Consider the following 26,137-nt stretch of genomic DNA (forward strand, 5'->3'; position numbering starts at 1 on the left):
GTCGTTGTTGTTTTAACAGCAACTCATATATCATACCATGTTGTCAGTGTGCTGTCAACACTTTTTTGAAAAGTTATTTTTTTATAACTAATCGTTGTAAGCGTTACACCTGTTGATGTGACAACTACTAAAGTATATCTGATTTAAACTAGATTGTCAATAGTATTTTTAACTTTTTGAATTATCTTTCATTACCGTTGCTTTAATTGTTTTGCAGCAACGAGATTAATAATACCAAGTTATTACAATTTCGTCAACAGTTTTCTTGAAAAAAACTAAAAAAAAGCTACTCCATAATTAGAAGTAGCTTTTCCATCTTACTCTTCAGTATCATTTGACTCTTTTTCATCTTGTTCAGCAATTCGATCATCTTCTTTTTTCTTGTTTCTTCTAGCCTTTTTGATGTTTTTAACAAACTGGCTATCTTCATGATCTTTGCCTCTAATAGCGTCTTCGATTGAGTTAATTTTATACTCACCTGCGACATCACCGTAGTATCTATTATACCGTTCTTTGTATTTCTGGAAGAAATGAACAACGATAACTTTCAAGATCGCATAGATCGGTACCCCGAATATAAGTCCGAATATACCTAGAAGATCTCCAATTACCAATAACACGATGATGATCGTCAATGGATGTACATTCAATTGTTTCCCCATAACGTTCGGTTCAATTAAGTTCCCATCTACAAACTGTACGACCATCCAAACTAAAACTAACAAGAAGACCATTTGCCACGAATCAATAACCGCAACAATAAACGCTGGGATAAAGGATAGTGTCGGACCAACATACGGTATAATTGATAAAAATCCTGCTGCTATTGCTAGTACGATGGCATATTCTAGTCTGATAATAGAAAATCCAATAAACATCATTACACCAATTGAAGTTGCAATAATCAGTTGCCCTTTTATATAGGCACCTACTTGTGAATTGATCTCACTTGAAACTCTTAATAAATCTTCTCTCCATTTTGGCGGCACTGCAGATAGAACAGCTTTTGACATTTTTTTCTCGTCTTTCAATAAGAAAAATAAGATAAGCGGAAAAGTAATTAAGGTAACGACAATATTAGTGACACTGGACACGACAGATGAAACGCCGCTTAATCCACTATTCAAATATTCACTAACATTATTCGGGATATCCGCTATAAACGATTCTCCCTGTTCAATGTAGGCATCTACATCTTGACCAAATGGCAAGTTAGCTGTCCATCCTGATACCGTATTTGAAATACTTTCTACGAAACTCGGAAAATTTTCGACTAGGCTTTCAAATTGTCCCCTTAAGAGCGGAATCAATGTACCAATCAATAATCCAATGACTGCAATAATGACTACATAAAGTATTGATACACCCCATAGTCGTTTGATCTTCTTACTTTCTAAGAAGTCGACAACTGGATTTAATAAGTAATAAAGCAGTAAGGCAATGACCGCTGGCATAAGTACGCTAGAGAATAGTACAACGATTGGATAAAAGATAAAATCTACTTGATTGAATAACAAAACGATAATTCCAATCATAATCAAAATACTTAGCGTGAAGACTAAACTAGAGCCTCCTAAAAAATTAATCCACCTTGATGTTTTTTTCATTTTTATTCCTACTTTCTGACGATTCTATTTTTACTTATACCTATTCTATAGTATATAGGCATTTTTATCGAGCAAAGTGAGATATAAAAAAACATGCCTCCTATCGTTTTACTGCGATAAGAGGTCATGTATCTATTTCATGATTTTAATCTTGGTTTTTCATCGTTGGGAAGAGCAGAACATCTCTGATTGTATTCGCATCTGTTAATAACATTACTAGGCGATCAATCCCAATTCCTAAACCACCTGTTGGCGGCATACCATATTCCAGAGACTCGATAAAGTCTTCATCTATTTCATGAGCTTCATCATTACCTTGGTCTTTTTCTTTCATTTGCGCTTCAAATCGTTCTCTTTGATCAATAGGATCATTCAATTCACTGAATGCATTTGCATATTCGTGACGTGCTATAAATAGCTCAAAGCGGTCAGTAAATCTTGGATCCTGATCGTTTTTCTTCGCTAACGGTGATATTTCAAGCGGGTGTCCATACACAAAAGTAGGTTGGATCAAAGTTTCTTCTACAAAAGTTTCGAAGAATTCATTCACTACATGGCCAAATGTAGCATAATCATCTACTGCAACATTATGATCCTTTGCAAGTTGACGTGCTTCATCATTTGACATTTCTTGCCAGAAATCAATGCCTGTCTGTTCTTTGATTAAATCTACCATATGTCTGCGAGCCCAAGAAGAGCCTAAGTCAATTGTTTCTTCTCCATATGTCAATGTATCTGCGCCGATAACCTTTTTCGCTACAGACTTAATCATATCTTCCGTTAAGTTCATAACATCTGATACATCATGATAAGCTGTATAAAGCTCCAACATCGTGAATTCCGGGTTGTGTGTTGTATCAATTCCTTCGTTACGGAAAACTCTACCGATTTCGTAAACCTTCTCCATTCCTCCAACAATCAAACGTTTTAAATGCAATTCGATAGCAATTCGTAGATAAAGTTCCATATCCAATGCATTGTGATGAGTGATGAAAGGACGAGCCGCTGCGCCTCCTGCTAAATTGTGTAGGAGTGGCGTTTCAACTTCAAGATAATCTTTTCCATTCAAATAATTTCTAATTTCCTGAATAATCTGACTACGCTTAGTGAATCGATCAAACGAATGCTCATTTGCAATCAAATCAAGATATCTTTGACGATATTTTTGTTCTACATTGGTTAATCCATGGTATTTATCTGGTAGAGGACGTAGTGCTTTTGAAAGATATGTCAGTTTTTTAGCTCTTACAGTAACTTCTCCTGTATTTGTTTTCATGATTGTACCTTCAATACCTAAAAAGTCCCCTAGATCAGCTGCTATAAAACTTTCATATTCTTCATCACCTACAGCATCTTTACGTACATAGATCTGAATTGTACCCTTTTTATCTTTTAAATTAGCAAATCCAGCTTTTCCTTTACCACGTTTGGTCATCATACGACCAGCAATCGTAACAGAGTGTTCCTCTTCAGATAAATCTTCTTTAGATTTATCTTCAAAAGCTTCATGTAATTCTGAAGAAAAATGAGTTCTTTCAAATCTCCCTCCAAAAGGATCGATTCCACGTTCGCGTAATTCGTTCATCTTTTCTCTACGCACCATTAATTGGTCATTCAATGTTTCTTGATTAGACGGCTCTTGAGTCATTCGTTTCTTCGCTCCCTATCTTTACCATTTTTATTTTAAATACGATTCCTTAAAAGGTATATTTGATGTCAATTTTCACACCAACGTATTCTTTTTATCACTATTGTTAAACTCATACAAATCTCAAGTTCGTTGAATGAGTTACATTCTGAACTATAGTAACACATCTTTACACCTTCTGAAAGGTTCAAAATGTGTCTTTAACCATTCATTTATTTATCTTACTGATTTGCCGCTTCTATTTTCAATTCTTCTAAATCACTTTCAGTATATTGATATTTTGTTCGACAGAAGTGACATACAGCTTCTGCGCCATGGTCTTCGTCGATCATACTTTGGATTTCGTTTACTCCTAGAGAAATAATTGCATCCGCAAAACGTTCTTTTGAACAGTCACACTCAAACTCGACTCCAGTTGTTTCTAGGATATTGTACTCCTTGCTTCCTACTAGTCTACCAAGGATTTGTTCTGGCGTTTCTCCGTTTTCCATTAATGTTGAGACTAAGGGTAAGGTTTCGATGATCGATTCAATTTTTGCTATTGTTTCTTCTTTAGCTCCAGGTAATACTTGGATCATAAAGCCACCTGCTGCTTTTACCGTCTCATCAGGATTTACGAGCACAGATACGCCAACAGCGGAAGGCACCTGTTCTGAATTAGCCATGTAATAAGTGAAATCTTCTCCGAGCTCTCCACTGATCAAGGGTACTTGACCTACAAATGGTTTCTTCATTCCAAGGTCCTTACTAACTGTTAACATACCTTCTGTCCCAACTGCACCTCTAACATCCAATTTACCCTTTTCATTCAATGGTAAATTCACTTGAGGATTATGGATGTACCCTTTAGTTTTCCCTTGACCATTACTGTCCACTAAAATGTATCCGACTGGTCCGTCCCCTTCGATTCTAACCGTAATCTTGTCATTCCCTTTAAGAGTTGCACCCAAAAGTGTTGTTCCAATCATTGCTCTTCCTAAAGCTGCCGTTGCCGTTGCCCATGTATCGTGTCTTCTTTGTGCTTCAGCTACCATTTCTGTTGCATCGATCACATATACTCTGATTTCATTTTCATACGCCAGTGCTTTGATTAATTTATCGTTCAATCTATTCTCTCCTTAGTGTGGGTCCATTCTACTTTTTAGATATCTAATTATACAAGGAAAGAAGAGGAGGGTTAAAGTATCACCTCCTCTTCTTAACTAGTTCTTTGATTTAATTATCTTTATCTTTTTCTGAGGAATCTTCAGAATCTGACTCAGCGTATTCTTGTTTTGCTTCAAACTCTTTTTCACGCTCTTTTTCACGTTCTTCGCGAAGTCTTTTCGCTTCTTCGAATGAAGTTCCGATTGGTTCCTCTTTAGGATCTCTCTCAGCTTCTTCACTCTCACGAGGAAATTCTACTGAACCGTCAGCACGTTTGGTAGGCATTACACCATGATCAAACAAGCTCTTGATTTCTTTTTCGTCCAGCGTTTCAACTTCAAGCAGTTTTTGAGCAATCAATTCATGAGCAGCTTTATTCTCTTCAAGAATTTTTCTTGCTTCGTCATGTCCTTCGTTCAAGATTCTTAAAACTTCCTGATCTATTTGATAAGCAAACTGTTCAGAGTAAGCTTTAGATTGAGAATAATCTCTTCCTAAGAATACTTGACCATTGCCTTCATATTGTACCGGTCCAAGCAAATCACTCATACCGTATTCTGTTACCATACTACGAGCTAATTGTGTTGCTTGTTGGAAGTCATTTGAAGCACCACTTGATTGAGAGTCAAATACCATTTCTTCTGCGACTCGACCACCAAGAAGCCCAACAATTTGTTCGAACATTTCTTTTTTAGTCATTAAGAAGCGGTCTTCTCTTGGTAGCATAATAGCATATCCACCTGCACGACCACGTGGTACAATTGTTACTTTATGAACGATACGTGCATCACTCAATACTAATCCGACAATAGTATGTCCTGCTTCATGATAAGCAACCATGCTACGTTCCACTTTAGAAATCACTCGATCTTTCTTAGCAGGTCCCGCAATGACTCGGTCATGTGCTTCATCTACATCTAAAGCTTCGATTGTTTTACTATCACGTCTAGCAGCAATCAATGCGGCTTCGTTCATCAAGTTCTCTAAATCTGCTCCGGCAAACCCTGGAGTTTGTTTAGCAATTTGTTTCAAATCAACACTTGGTCCCATTGGTTTGTTTTTAGAGTGAACTTTAAGAATCGCTTCACGTCCTTTAACATCCGGACGTCCAACTAAAATACGGCGGTCAAAACGACCTGGACGAAGTAATGCAGGATCTAGAACATCTTGACGGTTTGTAGCCGCTATAACGATAATTCCTTCATTACCTGTAAAACCATCCATTTCAACAAGTAACTGGTTCAAGGTTTGTTCACGCTCATCGTGACCCCCACCCATTCCAGCTCCACGCTGACGACCAACTGCATCGATCTCATCGATAAAGATAATCGCTGGCGCATTTTTCTTCGCATTCTCAAATAAATCTCTTACACGACTTGCTCCAACACCGACGAACATTTCTACAAACTCAGAACCTGAGATTGAGAAGAAAGGAACACCAGCTTCACCTGCAACGGCTTTTGCAAGTAATGTTTTACCTGTTCCTGGAGGTCCTTCAAGCAGAACACCTGCTGGAATTCTAGCACCAAGGTTTGAGAATCTTCGAGGATCTTTAAGAAATTCGACAATTTCTACAAGTTCTTCTTTTTCTTCATCCGCACCCGCAACATCCGAGAATCGAACTTTACTGGTTTTAGCATCGCTTTCTTTAGCTTTGGACTTACCAAAGTTCATTACGCCACGTCCGCCACCTGCTCCGCCGCCACCTTGACCAGCCTGGTTCATCATAAAGTAAAGGAACCCGACAAGTAATAATAGAGGTAATACTGAAATCAGAAGACTTGCCCAGATACTAACCGAAGGCTCTTCGATTGGCTGGATTTCTACGTTGTTCTGATTCGCTAAAGCTTGAACATCTTGTACAGCAGAATCATTTTGTAGAATTGCTGATGAAAAGTTTCTTGTTTCTTGCTCTACATTCCCAAAAAGGGATACACCTGTCTCGTTTTCAACTTGGACTTCTTCTCCTGCACGGAATGTACCCGTGATTTCGTAGATGCCTCCAGTTGGTTGAATCGTAAATTCTTCTACTTTATCATCTTCAAGGAGTTGAACAAACTCTGTTGAACTATATCCTTGTGAGGTTTCACCCGAACCGCTCGTGAAGTAGCTAACTAATCCGATGATTCCAAAAAATACAATGATGTAGAAGAGACCGCTATTGAAAAATCCTTTCTTCATGCCATCCTCCATCTAACTATAAGTTATCTTATTTAAATAGTAATTACTATTTAGAAATATAATTGTTTTATTCTTAACTATGTTAACATACTAGACCTTTTTTGACTATGAAAAATGTTTGACCTTTCCTTAACCATCGTTCTTACGTTATGTCCTATTGGCCTACTATAACTATAAACAGAACACGTACTCAATTTTCTGTTTCTCCTTGTTTACACTTTTTTTAGAAGATAGGGCATCCATACTCCTTTATTATACCATAATTCAATCATCTTTTTATAGTAGATGTTCCTTATTTCATACTGATTCTATAGCACTTTAACTTAAAAATTGATTCGACTATCCTTTTATCTAACTCTCTTTTTTTGCTTGAATACAATCTTTTGTGGTTTCGCCTCTTTAGAATAGAACTACTGTCTTCTAGATCGCAATTGGAAATGACCGTATACACTCAAATATTCCTACTAATAAGTCTATTACGTTCCTTTCTTCTCTCTGCTCCTTATTAATTAGTTGCCACTCTATCTTAAAACACACTTTTTGTGTAATTTTGAATTTTATCATTTTTTCAGTTTCAGCATCATTCATATGTTATTATAAAATCTGTTGAAAAAATCGATTTAAAAGGAGTGTTTTTGTGTTGAGCAACCCCGTTTTAATTTCTGTTGCAATCATGATTACTTTATCACTGTTAAAGTTGAATGTTTTATTAGCATTGATTATCGCTGCTTTGGCTGGTGGACTTGTAGCTGGAATGCCTTTGGACTACACTATGGAAGTCTTGATTGGCGGTATGGGAAAGAATGCAGAAACAGCATTAAACTATATCTTGTTAGGCGCTTTGGCTGCCGCGATTCAAAAAACTGGAGCAGCAAAGATTATTACGCAATCCTTATCTAAAAGTATGAAAGGTACTGGAAAATTACTCATTTTTATCATTGCCCTAATCAGCATATTCTCACAAAATCTCATTCCAGTACACATTGCTTTTATTCCAATTCTTATCCCTCCCCTTATCCCCATCATGAATAAACTGAATATTGACAGAAGAGCTGTTGCTTCAGCTTTGACTTTTGGTCTGAAAGCTCCTTACATCGTCATTCCAGCTGGCTATGGTTTGATCTTTCATACGACTATTCGTAATGAGATGGCAACGAGCGGCTTAGTCCTTAACAATCTGGAGATATGGCAAGTAATGTGGATACCTGGCCTCGCCATGGTCGTTGGTCTTTTGGTGGCTGTTTTGATTAGTTACGCGAAACCAAGAGCCTATCAAAACGCAAGACAAGATAGTGTAGGTTCCGAAACAAGTGATGAAAACGAGCAGAAGATTTTGTTCAATAAAGATCATGCTTTTGCAGTCATCGGAGCAGTGGCTGCTTTAATTGTTCAGCTAACCGTTGGATCTTTAATATTAGGTGCACTGCTTGGTTTGACGATTATGGTTGTCAGCGGAGCTATCAAGTGGTCAAATATTGATGATATGTTAAAAAGTGGTATTAGTATGATGGGCTTTATCGCATTTGTCATGTTGGTTGCTTCAGGATATGGTGATGTGATTCGAGCGACTGGAGGCATCGATACTTTGGTTGAATCGGTGGTTGGCATCATTGGAACAAATCAGCTTGTAGCTGCTACTTGCATGATTGTTTTAGGATTGCTTATTACTTTAGGTATAGGGACTTCTTTTGGAACTATCCCCATTATTGCTGCCATTTATGTTCCTCTTGCAACAGAGCTCGGTTTCAGTGCTATGGCAATCGTGTTGTTAATTGGTTCAGCAGCTGCACTGGGAGATGCCGGGTCGCCAGCTTCTGATAGTACACTAGGACCTACAGCAGGACTGAATATCGACAATCAGCACGATCATATATGGGATACCTGTGTACCTACATTTCTTCATTACAACATTCCAATCATGATTTTCGGGATCGTTGGTGCAATGATATTATAATCATTTCGGTATACTTTTAAAATACTATATTTAATCAGCTCAAGGAAAATAAAAAATAAGAAGCCTACTAGTCCATTTAGACTAGTAGGCTTCTTATTTTACTTCGTTTAAACACATTGGTTAGATATATTTAAAACTGAACGCTTTGACTCAATTATTGATAGATTTCTGGTTTCAAAATGCCGATATATGGAAGGTTACGGTAGCGTTCTGCGAAGTCAAGACCATATCCTACTACGAACTCATGAGGAACTTCAAATCCAATCCAGTCTACTTCCATATCTACTGCACGACCAGATGGTTTATCTAGTAACGTAACGATCTTCACAGAAGCTGCTTTTCTATATTTAAACATATCTTTGAGGTACGCTAGCGTACGACCTGTATCGATAATATCTTCTACAAACAGTACATGTCTGCCTTCTACATTAGTATCCAAGTCCTTAAGGATTTTAACCTCTCCTGAAGAAGTGGTTTCATTTCCGTAACTAGAAACATCCATAAAGTCGATTTCAAGATAAATTTCCATGGCTTTTATTAAATCTGCCATAAAAGGTAATGCACCTTTTAGTACCCCTACAAGTAAAGGGTTCTTATCATGGTACTCTTCTTTTAAGATTGCTCCAAGCTCCTGTACTTTCGCTTGAATTTCTTCTTCTGAGATTAGAATTTTCTCCATATCTGATTTCATTGTTTAATCGACTCCTTCTATTTTATTTGATGATTTCTTTTTAATGATGATCTTCAAGTAACAACACGTAATGCATTCTATCAGGTTTAGGCTGGATAGACAATCTTGATTCTTGCAGCCCAACAATCCAGACAACTTGTCCGCTTGCATCTTCTATAATAATCAACTGATTTCTTTGAGACATTGGAATCTTTCTATCAATCAAAAGATCTTTGATTTTTTTTGAACCATTCATACCTTTTATTCGAATTCTATCACCTGTTTCCCGGTGTCTAATTTTAAGTGGTAATGAAATTGAATCCACTTCAAGCGTAATCTGTTTTACGACACTTTCAACTGGTGAATTAGAATCTGAACGAAACAAACCTAACCTTTTTCCCCCAGGAATTTCAGCCCATTCTCCAACGTTCATAAACTTCGGTTCCGTTAAAATGGCTAAAGGCTCTTTTGGAGTCTGAATTAAAATCTTTTCGTACTCTCTCACCGCAATATATCCACCCGGTAGATCAAGTGAGCTATTGGGATCTTTTTGCTTCAGCCAATCAATCAATAAGTTGGTATGACTCAGCTTGTATTGACTTTCTGACTGTTCATACAATTTTTCTAGTAGTTGTTTAAGTATTTGCTTTTGCATACTTCTATCTTCATTCAAGAATTTAGAACGATTTATTTTAATTTTATTTTCTGTGTACTCAGCGCATTGATTGGTTCGTTCTTCTATTATTGGTAATGCAATTGACCATAATTCATTGACTTCCTGCGAAAAATTAGAGAGGTGTGCCTCAACCGCTTCGTTTTCTTTTTCCAAAAGAGGCAATATCTGATTCCTATATCGATTTCTACTATACATTAGAGATTGATTGGTCTCATCCTCAAAGTATACGAGTTGAGAACTCTCAGCATATTCATATAAATCTTTCTTGGCAAACTCTAGAAGTGGTCTAATAATCTTTCGATCATGGAAGTCTCTTACAGCCTTTATTCCTGAAAGATGTTCTAGCGCGCTACCTCTCACCAGCTTCATCAAAATGGTCTCTGCTTGATCGCCCCTATGATGAGCCGTTACAAGTTTGTTGAGATTGTTTTGGACCATTGTATCTAAAAAGAATGCATACCGCTGGTTTCTTGCAGCGGCTTCTAGACCAGATTTAGGATGATCTTGTTTTGACCACTTTTGAGTGTATAAAGGTAGTTTGTGCTGTTTGCAAAGTTGTTCAACAGCTTCTTGTTCTTTCTTAGAGGCTATTCGCAGCTGATGATTCAGATGCGCGACTGAAATATGCGGTCTGCATTCAGTTGGTAACTGAAGCATCAAGTTTAAGAGGACCATAGAATCCACGCCGCCGGATACCGCTAGAAGTACTTGATCATTTTTCGAAAAGTAACTCTGACGTATCACACACTCGGCAAACCTTTCAGCTAATTGCATTCAGCTCTCTCCTTTTTTTGATTCCACCATACTCTTTTACAGTCTACTGGAAACAAAAAAGGGCTAGGTAACTTCCCTAAACCCTTTTTTAACATACATTTGTTTAATTGAGTAGCAAAGAGGGGTGCGCCTGATTCGAAATAGAATCGGGTGACCCCCTCAGGATAGTATGTTTCACTTATCCTCGGCGTCCGCCACGTCCACCGCGTTTATTTTCTGTACTACGTTTTAAAGTCGTCAAGCGATCTTCGCTGTCTTTCAAGAAAGAATTCATTAAAGAATCAAAGTCTTCTTTTTTAGGAGCTGCAGCACTACTGCGTTTGTTCGAATGATTACTTGGTTTTGGACGTTGAGGCGCTTTTCTCTTAGGAGCTTCTTCGGCAGGTTTTTCCTGAGCTTTACGGATAGATAATCCGATTTTCCCATCATCTGCTATAGTCAAGACTTTAACCAATACGGTTTGTCCCACTTCTAATACTTCGTTGATATTCTCTACATAACTGTCGGATACTTCACTAATGTGTACTAATCCTGTTTTTTTATCTCCAAGATCGATAAATGCACCAAAATTCGCAATCCCTGTAACCTTACCTTCTACTTTGCTTCCCACTTCGATTGACATGTTTTCTTTGTTGCCTCCTAGTTAATTTGTACGTATTATACCATGCTGATTTTTTAGAATAAAGTCTTTTAGAAAGGTTTTGACTATAATGTTCAAAATCGTTCGCTTTTTCCTACTTTATTTCCACCACAAGACGTACTTTTTTAATTACAAATAACCTTTACCTGGTCTACAATTTTTTATTTTTATCTTGTAGACTATTCTTGTTCATCAACTTCTGTTTCCTGATCAGACCCTTTTTGGTCTTTGACATTCAGATGATCTGGCTTTTTATCTTCTGGAAAGCTGAAGACAATTTCATTATCTTTTGTTAGATAATATTCGCTTCTAGCTAGTTTCAAAACGTATTCTTCATTTTCCAGCAGACCGATGTAATAATTCAGTTTTTCTTGATCCATCTCCAAAGATTCAAACTTTTCCCTAGCTTCTGCTTGTTCAATCCTTGAATCTTGAAGTTGAGACTGATTCCTGAATAAAGGTGCAACTAAAAGAGAAACGAAAAACAATCCTACAACCATGATCAGCGTCGTCCGTCTTTTGATCATTTTTTTTCTTTTTTTATTTCGAATATTCTCAAGTGTTTTTTCTTCTATGTACTGGTTTTCCAATTTAGTGACGACTGGTCGTTTTTTCTTTTCCATTTTACCCTCTATCCTTTCGCAGAATCTCTTTTCTAGTAATAACCCTGATTATAGCAATAATCTTTCCTTAAGCAAAGGATTGTCACGTTAATTTAATACTTATGGATTAAATGACATGTTTTGTTCTAGAAAGATTATCACTTTTAATCAGTTCATCAAAGATTATCTTCTATTCCTTTGATGAATCTTGGTCTTTATAGCGTTCTTCAATCACACTATAAAGCTCTTTAGCTTCATCTTTTTTAGTTGTGTCTCTTAAATCTTCTACTTTAGCAATCAACGTTTTATTTCCAAACCTGATTTCCAGCTCATCGCCCACTTTTACGATACTAGAAGATTTAGCTGTTTTACCGTTGATTTGAATACGGTCTTTGTCCGCTATTTCTTTTGCAACAGATCTTCTTTTAATGATTCTGGATACTTTTAAAAATTTATCTAATCTCATTTTAAAACCCTCTCTCTTCTTTTTCTTTTTTCTTAATTTCTTGCCACAAGGCATCGACTTCTTCTGGTGTGTTTGCTTCGACACCGTCAAACACATGAGGATGTCTTCTTCTAAGCTTACGGTTGATTCCATCTAGTACTTCTTCTAGGGAGAACATACCATTGTTTTCTGCAAGGTTCGTATGATAGAGAATCTGCATCAAAACGTCGCCTAGCTCTTCGATCACATTATCGATATCATCATTTTCGTAAGCTTCAATCAGCTCCTGCGTTTCCTCTTTTAAATAAGGCAGAAGGGTCAACGCTGTTTGTTCCCTCACCCAGATATCTCCAGATTCTCCTGTGATCGCGTCAATATAATGCTGAAGCAACTCAAAAGAGGTGGTTCTTTCATCTCTGTCTAGTGGCGGAACATAAATGGACCTCAAATTATGCACACCTTCAAAACGATCAAGTTCATATAACGGCATCCACTGCTTCTGCTCAGATAACCCCCCAGCGGCATCTACGACACAGATTTGATGCTCATCCGGATATTTTTCCATCAAAGTTAGCTTCACTTCACTAGCCATCAGCTGATTGAACACTTGCATAATGATTACAGACTGACCAGTTTGAATGACGTCCGTCGACAGGTCAAACGCATCTAGTAATTGAAAGCCGTCGACAGGATCTAGTTCCAGTGTCTGAAACATATCGTCAATAAAGCTTTTCCCTCCGATAACATCCACTTCTTGATTGGATTCAATCAATAGCTGTACCGTTCGTTCTGCTACCATCGGATGTCCTGGAACAGCGTATACGATATCTTCTTCTTGTGAGAGTTCTATCAACTTATCTACAATGGCTGGATAGACTTGATCAAATGTATCGAATTTTTCATAATAATCATCAAAAAAGTTCATTTCAACACCTTCAGCTTGCAACTCTACAACTGCTGGATGATCTTCTGTACGGACAAACAGTTTATCTGCTTGTTTGATTTTCCTGTATACACCTAAAGGAATTTGATCTAAGTCCGAAGAACCTAATCCGATAATTTCGATTTTCCCCATTTTCGTACCACCTTTAACTTAAAATTTCTTTCTAAGTGGATCCATCAGTTTTTTGAATGGAATATACCGCCACTCTTGTTCGGATAATAAATCTAGTCGAATCAGACCAATCAGAAAGACAAATCCACCGATTCCTGTTCCTACCAGTGTAATCAATAATGAAAGTAGTCTACTTGAAGTAGGCAGCAACTGATTTAACCCTAGCATACTCATGTAGGTAACGATCCCCATAACGGCTAGAACAGAAATCATTTTAACAATTCTCCACTCGTTCAGAAATCTATGCCATACCGTTCTTGGCATCTGTAAATTCATGAGCACTAGTACAAGTAAAAGTGCTAAAATCGTAAGATAGCTAGACCCTATAATCCCCATATACATCACAGCGAAACGATTAAGTGATGCTTTAAATACTAATCCAATAATGAGCGCAAGCACAGGCATCATTTTTTCTGTCCCGCTTTGGATGACAGAATGTGTGCTGCTGATCAGAGAAGCAAAGATGATACTAAGCACATACACTTGAAGGACATCTGTACCCATTTTATCGGAGAACAGCGCCTCATTTATCCAAGGCATGACTGCGACTAATCCAATAGAAGCGGCTCCCGAGAAAAGTAAGGTAAGGTTCAGCACTGAAAAGGTACTATTTTGCCACTCAGCTTCTTTTTCCTCTTGTCTGTACTTCCTCAATAACGGGAGGGCACTTGTTGAAATTCCTAGACCAACAACTAACCCCAGCTGAACAAACGGCTGACCCCTATCGTATATTCCTTTCAAACTCATGGCAAGCTCTTCGGAAACGCCTGAATCAAGTAGACCGTTATAAATTGTAAAGGAATCCATTAGTTGAAATAAGACCATCATACTACTCATTGCTGTCAAAGGGAGCCCCTCAACTGCCAGCCTTTTTCCTATAATTAGAATTTTTTTCTTATCCACCGGCTCTAAGTTCGGTGCTTTTTCAATTCGCTTCACTGCGTACCCCAGTAATATAACTGATCCGATGACTCCCGCAACCCACGAAGAAGAGATTGCAAAAGTCCCCATTTCATATACAGTCCAATCGGTGATTGTAAACAGATAAGCTACTACCAGTAAGACTGCGATTCTCGCAACCTGCTCGCCAACTTGAGAGATACCAGTTGGTACCATATCTAAATTCCCTTGAAAGTATCCTCTTATGCTTGATAAGAAAGGGATAAACAGATAAATAAAAGAAACCGACCGAATTACTGGCAGTAATTCCGGATCGCCCATTTGTTCCGCTAACCATGATGCCCCTAGAAAAAACACAGCGAAAAGGCTGATCGATCCTAGTGCAAGCCAAACTCCTACTTGCTTTGCGATCGATTGCTGCATAGCTGGATCTTTCTCTTCTGCAATGAGTTTGGATACGAAAAGCGGTAGTCCATTTAGCGCCAGTGCAACTGCGATACCGTAAAAAGGGTAAACTTGCTGATAAACATAAAAGCCTTCATCTCCAGTTAAGTTCTGAAACGGCACCTTGTATACAGCACTTAAAACTTTGGTTATAAATGCTGCAACAGATAGAATAACCGCTCCGCGCATCATATGATTCTGATGCTTACCGACTGTGTTATTCATTTTCCTGACCTACCGTAGCTTCTACTTTACTGGCTCTGTACTCAGCAACTGTTTTAGTAAATAATACGAGCACATCCAGCCATTCGTTGGCCGCCATTTTAAGAGATACTTTGAAGTCGATACTCAATAACTCGTTTGTATGCATGTCTGTTTTCAATTGAATTGACTTTAATGCTTTAAAGACCTCCGGTAAAGGCAAACTTTGTGTTCCTTCTTTTGAGAATGTGACGGTTACTTTCCCTTTTCCACGCTTAATTGTATCAACTAGCGCGAGATCACTATACATTTTCAACTGCCCAATCGTCAGTAAGTCCGCGACTTCTTGAGGATAGTCCCCAAAACGATCAATCAGTTCATCTTGAAGCTCAATGTAATCCTCATCACTTGAGAATTCTCTGATTCGTTTATAAAGCTCAATTTTCTGTCTTTCATCTTCTACATAGGTTCCTGGAAGATACGCATCCACTGCAAGGTCAAGCTCAACATTTGTATGATAATGCGTTTTATCTCCACGTTTTCTAGCAACGGCTTCAGATAGCATTTGAGAATACAAATCAAATCCAACTGAATCGATAAAGCCATGCTGTTGCTGTCCAAGTAGATTTCCGGCTCCACGGATAGACAAGTCCCGCATAGCGATCTTGAATCCTGATCCTAGTTCTGTAAAATCCTTGATGGCTTGCAGTCTTTTTTCACTCACTTCAGTCAGAATCTTGTTCGGTTGATGCATAAAGTACGCATAGGCTACCCTACTACTTCTCCCAACGCGCCCTCTTAACTGATACAGCTGAGATAGCCCCATTCTGTCAGCATCTTCTACTAACAAGGTGTTCACGTTGGGCATATCGATACCTGTTTCAATGATGGTCGTTGTGACGAGCACGTCATATTCTCCTTGAATAAATTCAAACAGAACATTCTCAAGCTGACCTTCTGTCATTTGACCATGCGCAATACCGACTTTAGCATCTGGTACAAGTTGCTGTAGCTCTTCAGCTCTTTGCTCGATTGTACTTACTCGGTTATGCAGATAAAACACTTGTCCTCCACGAGCAATTTCTCGTTTCATAGCTTCAGCAACGACTGCTCCATTCATTTCCATAACGTAGGTTTGAACGGGATAACGGTTAGCTGGTGGTGTTTCGATAACGGATAAATCTCGAACACCAAGCATCGACATATGCAAAGTTCTTGGAATCGGCGTTGCAGTCAGCGTTAATACATCGACTTCGTTTTTCAGTTGTTTCAGTCGCTCTTTGTGCTTAACACCAAATCTTTGCTCCTCATCCACCACAAGTAGTCCTAGATCTTGAAACTCAACATCCTTAGAAAGTACTCTGTGTGTCCCAACAACAATATCTACTTGCCCTTTGCGTAATCCATCTTTTACCTTCTTGATTTGCTGTCCTGTTCGAAAGCGACTCATCAAGCCGATTTCAACAGGGAAATCGCTAAACCGTTCCACCATCGTTTCATAATGCTGTTGTGCTAGTACAGTCGTTGGAACCAAAATCGCTGCTTGCTTACCGTCTTGCACAGCTTTGAAAATTGCACGCATAGCTACTTCTGTTTTACCGTACCCAACATCGCCTACAAGCAGACGGTCCATTGGCTTGTCTTTTTCCATATCCCGCTTAACTTCTTTGATTGAACGGATCTGATCATCTGTCTCTGTATATGGAAAGGCATCATCAAATTCGTATTGATAAGCATTGTCTTTAGAAAATGGATAACCAGTTTTTCTTTCTCTCTCTGCATACAGTTCGATCAAATCATCGGCAATATCTTCTACTTGACTCGCAACTTTTCGTTTTGTTTTGGACCATGCTGTTCCGCCAAGTTTATTGATTTTAGGTGTCTTGCCTTCAGAAGACACATACTTTTGAAGCAGGTTAATTTGTGTGACTGGAATAAACAACTTGGATTCATTGTCGTAAACGACAGACATATAGTCCTGATGTACGCCACCAATTTCCATTGTCTCCATACCTGTATACTGACCGATACCATGATTGACATGAACTACAAAATCTCCAGGACTTAGTTCTGAATAACTTTTCAGTCTTTCTGCATTCGAAATATTCTGACGACGTGCTCTTTTCTTGTTCACTCGGTTAAAGAGTTCTTTTTCAGTCAGTACAGCTAGTTTCTCTGTAGGAAGTTCAAATCCGTGTTGAACAGTGGAAGGAATCACTTGAATTCTTTTTTCAACAATAGACTGATCATCTGAAAGTACACTTGGGATTTCAAAGTCTAAAAGAGTCCGATTCACTTTATCTGCACGGTCTTCGTCAACTGTCATCACGACTACTGTGTAGCCTTGTTTTCCCCAACGATCCATTTCGGTTTTTAACAGATGCATCTGTCCAAAGAATTGTTGCATACTTCTATACTGAAAAGGATGAATCGCGTCAAATTTCAACCCACCCATTCCTTTTTGAAAAAGGGCAAAATGGATCGTGTCTTGATGATGCTTCTTGATTTCAGTTTTGAAATCATTTGAAAAAGATTGTCCTTGAAGAATTTGTCTTTGTTCTAGTTGAGCGGTTACCCATTCTGCTTCTTCCTCATCTGAGAATGCATCTCTTTCAAGAACTCTTGGATACTCATCCATTACGATAATGGCATCTTCTGTTGTATAATCCATTACAGAAGCTGGGGTTTCATATAGAAAGTCTCTAAATTTCACCAGTACATCTGGCTGTTCACCGTCTTCAAGAGCAGTAATGACTGCCTGAATATTTTTACTAAGTTTCTGTTTTTCTTCATGATCTTCTATTTTTGCCAAGTTTTTGGATAAAGCTTTTCTCAATTTCTCAGCTGCTGGTGCCATCTGATTTTTTGTTATCAGAAAATCAGTCGCTGGGAGGATCGACAGTTTTTTTGCATTGCCGATTGATCTTTGTGTATCCGCATTAAAATATCTCATTGAATCGACTTCGATATCAAAGAATTCTATTCGAACAGGATGTTTTTCAGTTAATGGATAAATATCGACAATTCCCCCACGAACACTGAATTCTCCTGGGGCTGCAACTTTTTGTTCTCTACGGTAACCCATTCTCACTAACGTATCTGCCAATTGATCAAACTCGACCTCTGATCCTAGTTCAATCGTAATGTGCGCCTGCTCGAACATCTCTTTTGGCGGTAATAACTTACGCACGCCTGCTAAAGGTACAATGATAATACCAGGTTTTCCTGATACGAGATAATCAAGTGCCTGCACTCTTTCTGCTCTGGCCTCCGGAGATGCAATGGCCATTTCTGCATGAATCATATCGTCTACTGAAAATACAAATAACTGGTCATCAGGAACGAGACCAGTGAAATCTGCCAATAATTGGTTAGCGTGGTACAAATTCTGTGTAACAATCACGATTTGTTTCTGCTTTTCTTTCAACAAAGAAGAAACAAATAATGATCTAGCTGATCCAGCAATCCCCGTAACAAGTTGCGTCTGTCGTTTCCCTATATGAGAGAAGACTGTTTGAATCGATGGTTTTTCTATTAAAAAATTCGTTATAGTAGACAATAGTTTCCTTCTCCTTTTTCTGAAATACCTACTCGTTTATGATTCAAGTTTTTTTCATTTAATTAAATTTTGTCATCGTGTCTTGAAAGCTTTTGCCTTCTGACCAGTACTTCACAGCATCAGCGGTCACTTTAACAGATTCAAGCATGTCTTGATGTACCTCTTTTTCAAATCCACTCAGTACATGAGAGACAACTGACTGACTTGGGTAAGGTCTGCCTACGCCGATTCGAATACGATTAAATTCTTTTGTGCCAATGTGTTGAATGAGACTTTTGATTCCATTATGTCCTCCGGCACTTCCTTTTGTTCTTAGACGAACTTTACCAGCAGGAAGATCCATATCATCATATACAACAACAATATCTTCTTCTGTCAAATCATAGTAATCCATCCAGGGTCTAATAGATCTTCCAGAATCATTCATATAAGTCTGTGGTTTAATCAGTAAGACTTTCTCCGAACCAATCCGCCCTTCAGCATAGACTGACTCAAATTTACTTTTGTTAAATGCTAAACCCAACTGGTAAGCCAACTCATCTAGTGCGATAAAACCAATATTATGCTTCGTATCACTATATTTTGCACCAGGATTCCCTAGGCCAATCACTAATTTCATGTTCAAACTCCTCTTGATTTTTAATATATACATGCAAAAAAGCTGAACAGATAAACCGTCCAGACTTTTATTTTTATTTATTGTTCTCTTATCTCCAATTATACCATAGTCGTATAACGAATAACATCTTTCTACCTTACATTAGGTCACTACAAAAGCCCCGCTCGAAGTATTAGGTTTTCTTGATAAATTGATTTTTACAGCTTGGACAAGTAATTTTGATTTTACCCTTACCTTTAGGTACACGAATCGATTTCTTACACTCTGAACAAGTATAAAATTTATAGACTTTTCTTTGTGCTTGTCTGTTTTTTAGTTTTTGAATTTTTGTCGTGACTTTTTGTTTTATGGCAATATAGTATCTGTATTCTTTGTAGCGATTTGTTTTTTCTTTGGATAATATACGTAAAGCAGCATAGGCAATTAATGCGATTCCTATAACTGAGAGAATCATTCCGCCTACAAAGTTAGAAAGTACATTGATAATCAACCCTAACATCATCAGTACTTTTGATAGCTCATCTATTCCGTAGCGTCCATTCATGTAAAAAAGCATTTTCTGGATCCATTGCACAAGAATCATTCCTTTTTTATTTGTCTATTCAGTGTACCAAAAAAATGTTAAGAATTCGTGAATATCTTTCATTTAAACAGTTTAATCAGCACAAAAAACCGGAGTTCCCTCGAAAGGGAACTCCGGTCGTTACTCGTTTTTAATGAGTGCTTACTCTTCTTCTGCAGGTGCAGCTTCTTCTGAAGACACGATAATTGTTTCGTGACGAACTAAATCATCTACGTTTACTTGGTCTCCAACTTCCCAGCTATCATCATCTGAAACGCCGACTTCAAACGTCATATCTTCTTCAGGTGTCGGAACAGCGTAAGTAAATCCGCCTTCTTCAACAGCAGGTTTTTCAGTGACTTCCCCATCAGTAATCACGTAAGCAACTGGTTCAACACCTTCTTCTGTTGCAGCAACAGAACCAGTAACAACAGCTTCTCCACTTACTGGAGAGTACACATAACCATCTGCAGTCCATTGTGCTCCAACAATTTCTAATTCAATTGCAGAAGTATAGCTTAAACTATCCGAGTCAATGTCATCTATGATGTCCATGGCACTGTCATCAGAACCTTCTGTCTCAGTTGCTGACTCATCTGTTGTGTCAGTTTCTGTCTCCGTTTCAGGTTCAGTTGTTGCGTCATCTTCACCTGAGTTACATGCACCCAGTAGTAATCCAGATACAGCTAAAAGCCCCACTAATTTTTTATAATCCATTTTCTTGCTCCCCCTATTATCCGTATTCTCTATCTCGATATTTTCAAGACAGTAAGACAAATTTTTCTTTCAAGAATATGGTACCATATAAAAGTTTTTATAACAATCAAATTTCCCTCGAGAAATTTTAAAGATCTTATTCTACATAGAGAAAACCTTGCTAATAAAGGTGATTTCGATATTTAAACGCGATAAGAAACTGGAATTTGCACAATTAAAAAATAATGATTAATATAACAATATAATTAGCAAGTTATATTAATCATTATTTATTTAGGTTGCTGCTTTTACTTTTTCAACTCATCATAAACTTTGACTATTTTTTCAATCACCATCTCATCTTTAAGACCTGTCACTTCTTTTACCACCTCAGATACTGGTTGCTCTTCAAGTTTAGTCCGTAGTTTTACGCTTTCCTCATCAGCAGCATCGTTATAATGTAAAGCTTTACCTACTGTATTGACAAGATAATCAACTTCAAGACCTCTTTCGGATGCTTCTCTGATCGGTCTGATAAATCGTTCGTCGTATCCTAATTTTCGAATAGGCGTTCTGCCAACTCGAGTAACTGCATCAGATAGTCTTGGATTTTCGAAACGGGAAATGATCTTTTCAATATACGCTTCATGCTCTTCAGGATCAAAAGACCATTTTTCGACTAAAAGCGCACCAGTTTCTTTAAGGACACTCTTCACTTCGTCAAGTACGGATTGATCTTTCAAAGATTCGTCAATTGTACTATATCCAGCGAATGCTCCGTTGTAGGCTACGGTTGCATGACCAGTATTTACTGTAAATAATTTTCTTTCAATATACGGTTCAAGATCTTTGACGTAATGTACGTGCTCTAATTTCAACTTCGTATTTTTAGATTGAGTTGAACTGATAACCCACTCTTTATAAGGTTCAACAGTTACTTTCAACGGATCTTCATGTGTCTGTTGTGGCACGATTCTATCAACAGCAGCATCTGGGAACCCAATATATTTTTCAATATATTTGATTACTTCAGCATCTTCAATATGCTTCACTACTTCTGCTTTCAAAAAGCTACTGCCACCAATCATATTCTCACAGGCTACAATATCTATAGGATTTTTACAATCTGCCTGATGTCTCTTTTCGATTCCTTTTGCGATTAGTGGAGCGATTCTAGGTAAGATATTTGGTCCGATAGCTGTTGTGATCAAATCTGCATTCACGATCTCATCGATTACTTCATCAGGATTTTCTGCGTTATTAATTCCATAAATATTATTGACTAAGATCAATCGGTTTTCTTCTGAAGCTTCTTCGATTGTATAATCTTTTTGTTCGTTCAAAGCATCAATCACTTGTTTATTCACATCTACGAAAGCAATACGAGAATTATTTTGATTCAGAATCTCACCAATAAATCCCCGACCAATATTTCCTGCTCCAAAATGTACTGTCAGCATTATCCTTCGATACCTCCCAGTAATTGTACGATTTCTTTTTCAGATTTTGCATCTGCCAGTTTTGTGACATTTTCAATTTCTGAACAATAGATCGCTATTTGAGAAAGAACTTCTAAATGGTCATCTCCTGCTCCTGCAATTCCAATCAGGATCATCGCAAGCTTATCTTCTCCTTCTCCTCCGAAGTTGATACCGTTCGGTACTTGAACAACTGAAATACCTGTATTATCAATTAGTTGCTTAGCATCTTCCTTACCATGAGGGATCGCAATAAAGTTGCCCATAAAAGTGGACACTGTGTTCTCTCTTTCAAGCATAGATTCAATATATTCTGGCTGAACGTAGCCTCCGTCAACTAGTAATTGACCCGCTTTTCTAATCGCTTCTTCTTTATTGTTGAACGTTTGGTTTAACACTACATTCTCTTCTCTTAATATCGTCATATTCATCATCTCTCCTACTTTATTTTCTCTAAAAACAATTGATTTAAATGCTGTTGAATTTGTTTTTCTGAACCTTTATTGAATAAATTCAGATTGGCATCACTTTCTACTATAGATGCACTGATCGTTCCCATCATGTCTTGAGTCAGTTCATCCATTGGATCTGGAGCAAGTAACAATAAGATACGATCTAGTTTCATAGTCTTTCTTTCCATATTCATCATTTCAAATGGTTCTGGAAGATCAACTATACTGAAATACGGCTCTTTAATAGATGGATGCACACAATGAAACAAACCTAGACCAGTACTGGGAATACCAATGGGTGCTGTAACCATTCTTTTTTCAAGTTTGTCTGATACAGCTAGCGGATCACTCAAAACGCTATCAGGTAAATTCAAACAAATCTGCTGCAGCGTCGATTTTAGCGTATCATAATTGCCTGTCTTTTGAATAGCAAAGGACTCCAATAACTGGTTCACTTTTGTTATTTTTGAAAAGAAATCTTGAAAGGTTTGGTGTTTCACACCTACTTTCAAACTACTATCAGCTTGTCTCAGTTTTTTGATTTTATCACGTAACACTTGTTCAATGTACTTGCGAATACTCTTAAGCTCATCTTCCATTAGCAATGGTGTAACAACTTTATAATCTTTTTCAAACCCCTGAAGAAAAATTGTGGATAAAATCAGATCATATTGTTCGAAATTCAGTTGGTGTAACTGCGAAATCCTAGAAACATCAACTGTCGTTACTTCTGGTACATTTTTCCTCAATCGGCTTTCCAGTATTTTGGCAGTCCCCATTCCACTAGAACAAATAATGAGTACATTTAGTAATTGGGCATTAGAGTTCCTCTCATATGCTGAAGCAAAATGCACAACCACATATAATAATTCATTGAACTGAAATTCAAATTCAGGGAACAAACTGGCCATTCGGTTCCGAATAACCGTGCTTAGTTCTGTGTATTCTTCATGAATTTTTTCAAGTAGTGGGTTGTTTACTTCAGGCATAGGCGCTTTATTTCGCTGAATGGCTGCTGAAATGTGGGCAAACAAATCTTGAAATAATGTCTCGTCTTGATAAAATTGCATATACATATCTTCCGAAACTAATCGAATCAACTCACGAACCTTGAAGCTTAACTGTAAATCGTAATCATCAGAAAACTCATCTCGGAGTGGTACATTCAATCCATCAATTTGAAGTGCCAGAAACACAATTTCTTCTTGCGATAAAGAATTTAATCCATAAACTTCGCTCAGTTCACTGAATATCTCTTTTGAAATACTTATACTACGCTTACGAACTTCACTGTCCAGTTTGTCTTTATGGATAGATTGTTTAACAGTATGGTTTTGTTTAATACGTATGATTGAAAAGGTTAAAAATAAAATCAAACTTTGAAGTTGAGTATCATTAACATCTTCAAACTGAAATTCTCCATATTGTCTAACAAGTCGATAAATAGTCTCCATGATTTCTGGGTCCAGAATATCCAAGAAAGGATTCCTACTTTCATGAAATGCCTGTTTCGATATTCTAGCTTGTTCATCAAATAATTTGAAAAAATTGTATTCATTTAATTCACTCGCAATCAGTCCACTGACAATGAGTCTTAGTGACGCTTCAGAAGCCGTTACTTTGATGCCCCGCGCCTTTCTTTTTTTTACTTCGATATCATATTCTTTGAAGATCTCTTCTATTATTTGTAGATCTTGTTGCACTGTACCTGCACTGACTTTTAAGTCATAGGCCAATGATTCTGTTTTTAGTTCCTCTTCTTCTAGAAGTAACGTAACCATCAGCAAACTTTGTCTTTTTTGAGTAGTCAGTTCATCAGATGCGCTATAAAGTTCCGATTTCAGTTCTTCTATAAACCCTTTATTGCCTTTAATGAAGTATCCTTCGTTTTCTCTGTACAGTTTCAATTGATATTGGGCTAGTGTACTTTCGATACTAGATAATTCACGGTAGACGGTTCGCGTACTCACGTCTAATTGGCTAGCTAGATAATTGATTGTGATTCCGTTTTTCTGATTCAGTAGTAATTCCAATATAACTTTTTCTCTGTTTGAGATGTACAGGTCGTTCACCTCTTTTCATAAGTTTATCGTATCAGATTATGATTTTAGAAACACAGAAAACAGTGAATTTCTCCACTGTTTTCTGTGCTCTTTATTATTTGAACCTTGTGGGCTCAAATTGTTATTAAGACTGATTTTTTATTTTTTCAACGATTTCGTCATACTTTGGACTACCCAAGAAATTATCTACAGATACATGAACCGCACTTGGTGTCCGTTGTGAAGCTCTTTCTGTTAATTCTTCCTGAGTAATAATCAGCAATCCTTCTTCATCTTGCAAATTATTGATAGAAGAATTCGTTACACTAATATTCAAGTCCGCTTCTTTTACTTTTTTCTTCATTAGTGAAGCACCCATTGCAGATGAACCCATTCCAGCGTCACAAGCAAAGATAATTTTGTTAACCAGTTTGTTTTCTACTGCGTCAACACCTGTTGCAACATCTCCAGCACCTACTGCGCCAGCATCGTTCATTGTTGTTTGACCTTTTGCTGTTGCTTTGTTTGCTTTCGATTTAGCAATTGCCTCATCTAGCGCTTCTTCGCTATCATCTGAACGGTCTAGCTTCAAGATAAGTGACCCTACTGCAAATGATGCTGCTGCTGCAACTAGTACACTTGCAATAACTGCGACATAAGCTCCACTAGCAGTTGCGCCTAGTACCGCAATAATCGAACCCGGAGAAGCTGGTGAGCGCAACGCGCCTCCTAAAAGTACATTCGTAAGCGTTCCTGAAACTCCACCAGCGATAGCTGCTAAAAACATTGCTGGTTTCATTAGTACGTATGGGAAGTAAATTTCGTGAATCCCACCGATAAAATGAATAAATACCGCACCAAATGATGAAGATCTTGCTGAACCTTTACCAAATACCATATAAGAAAGTAAAATTCCTAGTCCTGGTCCAGGATTAGCTTCAAGCAAGTAAACGATTGATCTACCAGTTTCAGCTGTTTGTTGCGCACCAAGTGGTGTAAAGATACCATGGTTGATTGCATTGTTTAAGAACAATACTTTTGCTGGTTCAATAAAGACATTAACAAGTGGTAATAGATTAGCATTAATGATCCATTCTACACCGGCAGCCATTGCTTGATTCAGTCCTAAGAAGATTGGTCCGATTGCAACGAAAGCTAATAAGGAAAGTCCGAAACCAATAATACCACTTGAAAAGTTGTTAACAAGCATTTCAAGACCAGTCGGAATTTTGTCTCCAAAGAAATCATCAAATTTCTTAATCACATATCCACCTAGTGGTCCAACACCCATTGCTCCAAGTAACATTGGTGCGCCTGGTGCGCCCATGATGACACCCATAGTAGCGATAACCCCTACAACTGCTCCACGCTGACCGTGAACCATACTACCACCTTGATAAGCAATCAAGATCGGAATCAAATAGTTGATAATTGGCCCAACCATCGTTTCAAGCTCTGCATTGGGTAAAAATCCATCTGGAATAAATAGCGCTGTCAAAATCCCCCACGCAATTAATGCTCCGATATTCGGCATAACCATTCCACTTAAGTATGAACCTAAACGTTGAATAGCTGATTTCCCACCCTTACTCTGTGTCTGTTGCATTATGCATTCTCCTTTTGTATCTATATTTTTTAAAATAATGGCTTTCTTTACTCTTTTATTGTAAGCGCTCCGTTTCTTGAATACTAGCCCAACTAGTCAGGGCTTTGTCACAACATTTTTG

At 37.8% G+C, this 26,137-nt stretch carries 20 protein-coding genes; 1 reads left to right on the forward strand and 19 read right to left on the reverse strand.

The window, feature by feature from the left end; genetic code table 11:
* Positions 1-317: 317 nt before the first annotated feature.
* The 4 genes from VXN63_RS04980 to ftsH form a co-directional block, all read right to left on the reverse strand.
* On the reverse strand, positions 318-1,607 hold the full coding sequence (locus VXN63_RS04980) for an AI-2E family transporter (RefSeq protein ID WP_327756881.1): 1,290 nt from the start codon (positions 1,605-1,607) through the stop codon (positions 318-320).
* A gap of 145 nt (positions 1,608-1,752) precedes the next feature.
* Positions 1,753-3,255: a lysine--tRNA ligase gene (gene lysS / locus VXN63_RS04985; protein WP_327756882.1), complete on the reverse strand. Its 1,503-nt coding sequence runs from the start codon at positions 3,253-3,255 to the stop codon at positions 1,753-1,755.
* A gap of 221 nt (positions 3,256-3,476) precedes the next feature.
* Positions 3,477-4,361: an Hsp33 family molecular chaperone HslO gene (gene hslO / locus VXN63_RS04990; protein ID WP_327756883.1), complete on the reverse strand. Its 885-nt coding sequence runs from the start codon at positions 4,359-4,361 to the stop codon at positions 3,477-3,479.
* Positions 4,362-4,470: 109 nt separating this feature from the next.
* On the reverse strand, positions 4,471-6,582 hold the full coding sequence (gene ftsH / locus VXN63_RS04995) for an ATP-dependent zinc metalloprotease FtsH (protein ID WP_327756884.1): 2,112 nt from the start codon (positions 6,580-6,582) through the stop codon (positions 4,471-4,473).
* Positions 6,583-7,219: 637 nt separating this feature from the next.
* Here ftsH and VXN63_RS05000 point away from each other — a divergent pair.
* Positions 7,220-8,536, forward strand: coding sequence for a Na+/H+ antiporter family protein (locus tag VXN63_RS05000; RefSeq protein ID WP_327756885.1), 1,317 nt, complete (start codon positions 7,220-7,222; stop codon positions 8,534-8,536).
* Between the two features lie 154 nt (positions 8,537-8,690).
* Here VXN63_RS05000 and hpt read toward each other — a convergent pair whose 3' ends face one another.
* The 15 genes from hpt to VXN63_RS05075 form a co-directional block, all read right to left on the reverse strand.
* Positions 8,691-9,227: a hypoxanthine phosphoribosyltransferase gene (gene hpt / locus VXN63_RS05005; protein ID WP_225744680.1), complete on the reverse strand. Its 537-nt coding sequence runs from the start codon at positions 9,225-9,227 to the stop codon at positions 8,691-8,693.
* Between the two features lie 40 nt (positions 9,228-9,267).
* Positions 9,268-10,656, reverse strand: a complete 1,389-nt coding sequence (gene tilS / locus VXN63_RS05010) for a tRNA lysidine(34) synthetase TilS (RefSeq protein ID WP_327756886.1) — start codon at positions 10,654-10,656, stop codon at positions 9,268-9,270.
* 178 nt (positions 10,657-10,834) lie between these two features.
* Positions 10,835-11,278, reverse strand: a complete 444-nt coding sequence (locus VXN63_RS05015) for a S1 domain-containing RNA-binding protein (protein ID WP_327756887.1) — start codon at positions 11,276-11,278, stop codon at positions 10,835-10,837.
* 197 nt (positions 11,279-11,475) lie between these two features.
* A complete protein-coding gene (locus VXN63_RS05020; RefSeq protein ID WP_327756888.1) occupies positions 11,476-11,919 on the reverse strand; it encodes an FtsB family cell division protein in 444 nt (147 codons plus the stop codon).
* 169 nt (positions 11,920-12,088) lie between these two features.
* A complete protein-coding gene (locus VXN63_RS05025) occupies positions 12,089-12,364 on the reverse strand; it encodes an RNA-binding S4 domain-containing protein (RefSeq protein WP_327756889.1) in 276 nt (91 codons plus the stop codon).
* Position 12,365: 1 nt separating this feature from the next.
* A complete protein-coding gene (locus VXN63_RS05030; protein WP_327756890.1) occupies positions 12,366-13,418 on the reverse strand; it encodes a MazG nucleotide pyrophosphohydrolase domain-containing protein in 1,053 nt (350 codons plus the stop codon).
* 18 nt (positions 13,419-13,436) lie between these two features.
* Positions 13,437-15,026 (reverse strand): putative polysaccharide biosynthesis protein, encoded by a 1,590-nt coding sequence (locus tag VXN63_RS05035; protein ID WP_327756891.1) that lies wholly within the window; start codon positions 15,024-15,026, stop codon positions 13,437-13,439.
* Entirely contained in the window at positions 15,019-18,561 is a 3,543-nt protein-coding gene (gene mfd, locus VXN63_RS05040; protein WP_327756892.1) for a transcription-repair coupling factor, read from the reverse strand. Before mfd ends, VXN63_RS05035 begins: the two co-directional genes overlap by 8 nt.
* A 58-nt stretch (positions 18,562-18,619) precedes the next feature.
* Positions 18,620-19,180, reverse strand: a complete 561-nt coding sequence (gene pth / locus VXN63_RS05045) for an aminoacyl-tRNA hydrolase (RefSeq protein WP_327756893.1) — start codon at positions 19,178-19,180, stop codon at positions 18,620-18,622.
* A gap of 172 nt (positions 19,181-19,352) precedes the next feature.
* On the reverse strand, positions 19,353-19,754 hold the full coding sequence (locus VXN63_RS05050; protein ID WP_327756894.1) for a hypothetical protein: 402 nt from the start codon (positions 19,752-19,754) through the stop codon (positions 19,353-19,355).
* Between the two features lie 150 nt (positions 19,755-19,904).
* Complete coding sequence (locus VXN63_RS05055) at positions 19,905-20,459, reverse strand: hypothetical protein (RefSeq protein ID WP_327756895.1); 555 nt, start codon at positions 20,457-20,459, stop codon at positions 19,905-19,907.
* Positions 20,460-20,746: 287 nt separating this feature from the next.
* Positions 20,747-21,898 (reverse strand): mannitol-1-phosphate 5-dehydrogenase, encoded by a 1,152-nt coding sequence (locus VXN63_RS05060; protein ID WP_327756896.1) that lies wholly within the window; start codon positions 21,896-21,898, stop codon positions 20,747-20,749.
* Positions 21,898-22,341, reverse strand: coding sequence for a PTS sugar transporter subunit IIA (locus tag VXN63_RS05065; RefSeq protein ID WP_327756897.1), 444 nt, complete (start codon positions 22,339-22,341; stop codon positions 21,898-21,900). The genes VXN63_RS05060 and VXN63_RS05065 overlap by 1 nt, the downstream gene beginning before the upstream one ends.
* Positions 22,342-22,355: 14 nt before the next feature.
* A complete protein-coding gene (locus VXN63_RS05070) occupies positions 22,356-24,440 on the reverse strand; it encodes a BglG family transcription antiterminator (protein WP_327756898.1) in 2,085 nt (694 codons plus the stop codon).
* Positions 24,441-24,555: 115 nt separating this feature from the next.
* On the reverse strand, positions 24,556-26,016 hold the full coding sequence (locus tag VXN63_RS05075; RefSeq protein ID WP_327756899.1) for a PTS mannitol transporter subunit IICB: 1,461 nt from the start codon (positions 26,014-26,016) through the stop codon (positions 24,556-24,558).
* Positions 26,017-26,137: the final 121 nt, after the last annotated feature.

This window comes from Marinilactibacillus sp. XAAS-LB27, assembly GCF_036039175.1.
Classification (GTDB): domain Bacteria; phylum Bacillota; class Bacilli; order Lactobacillales; family Carnobacteriaceae_A; genus Marinilactibacillus.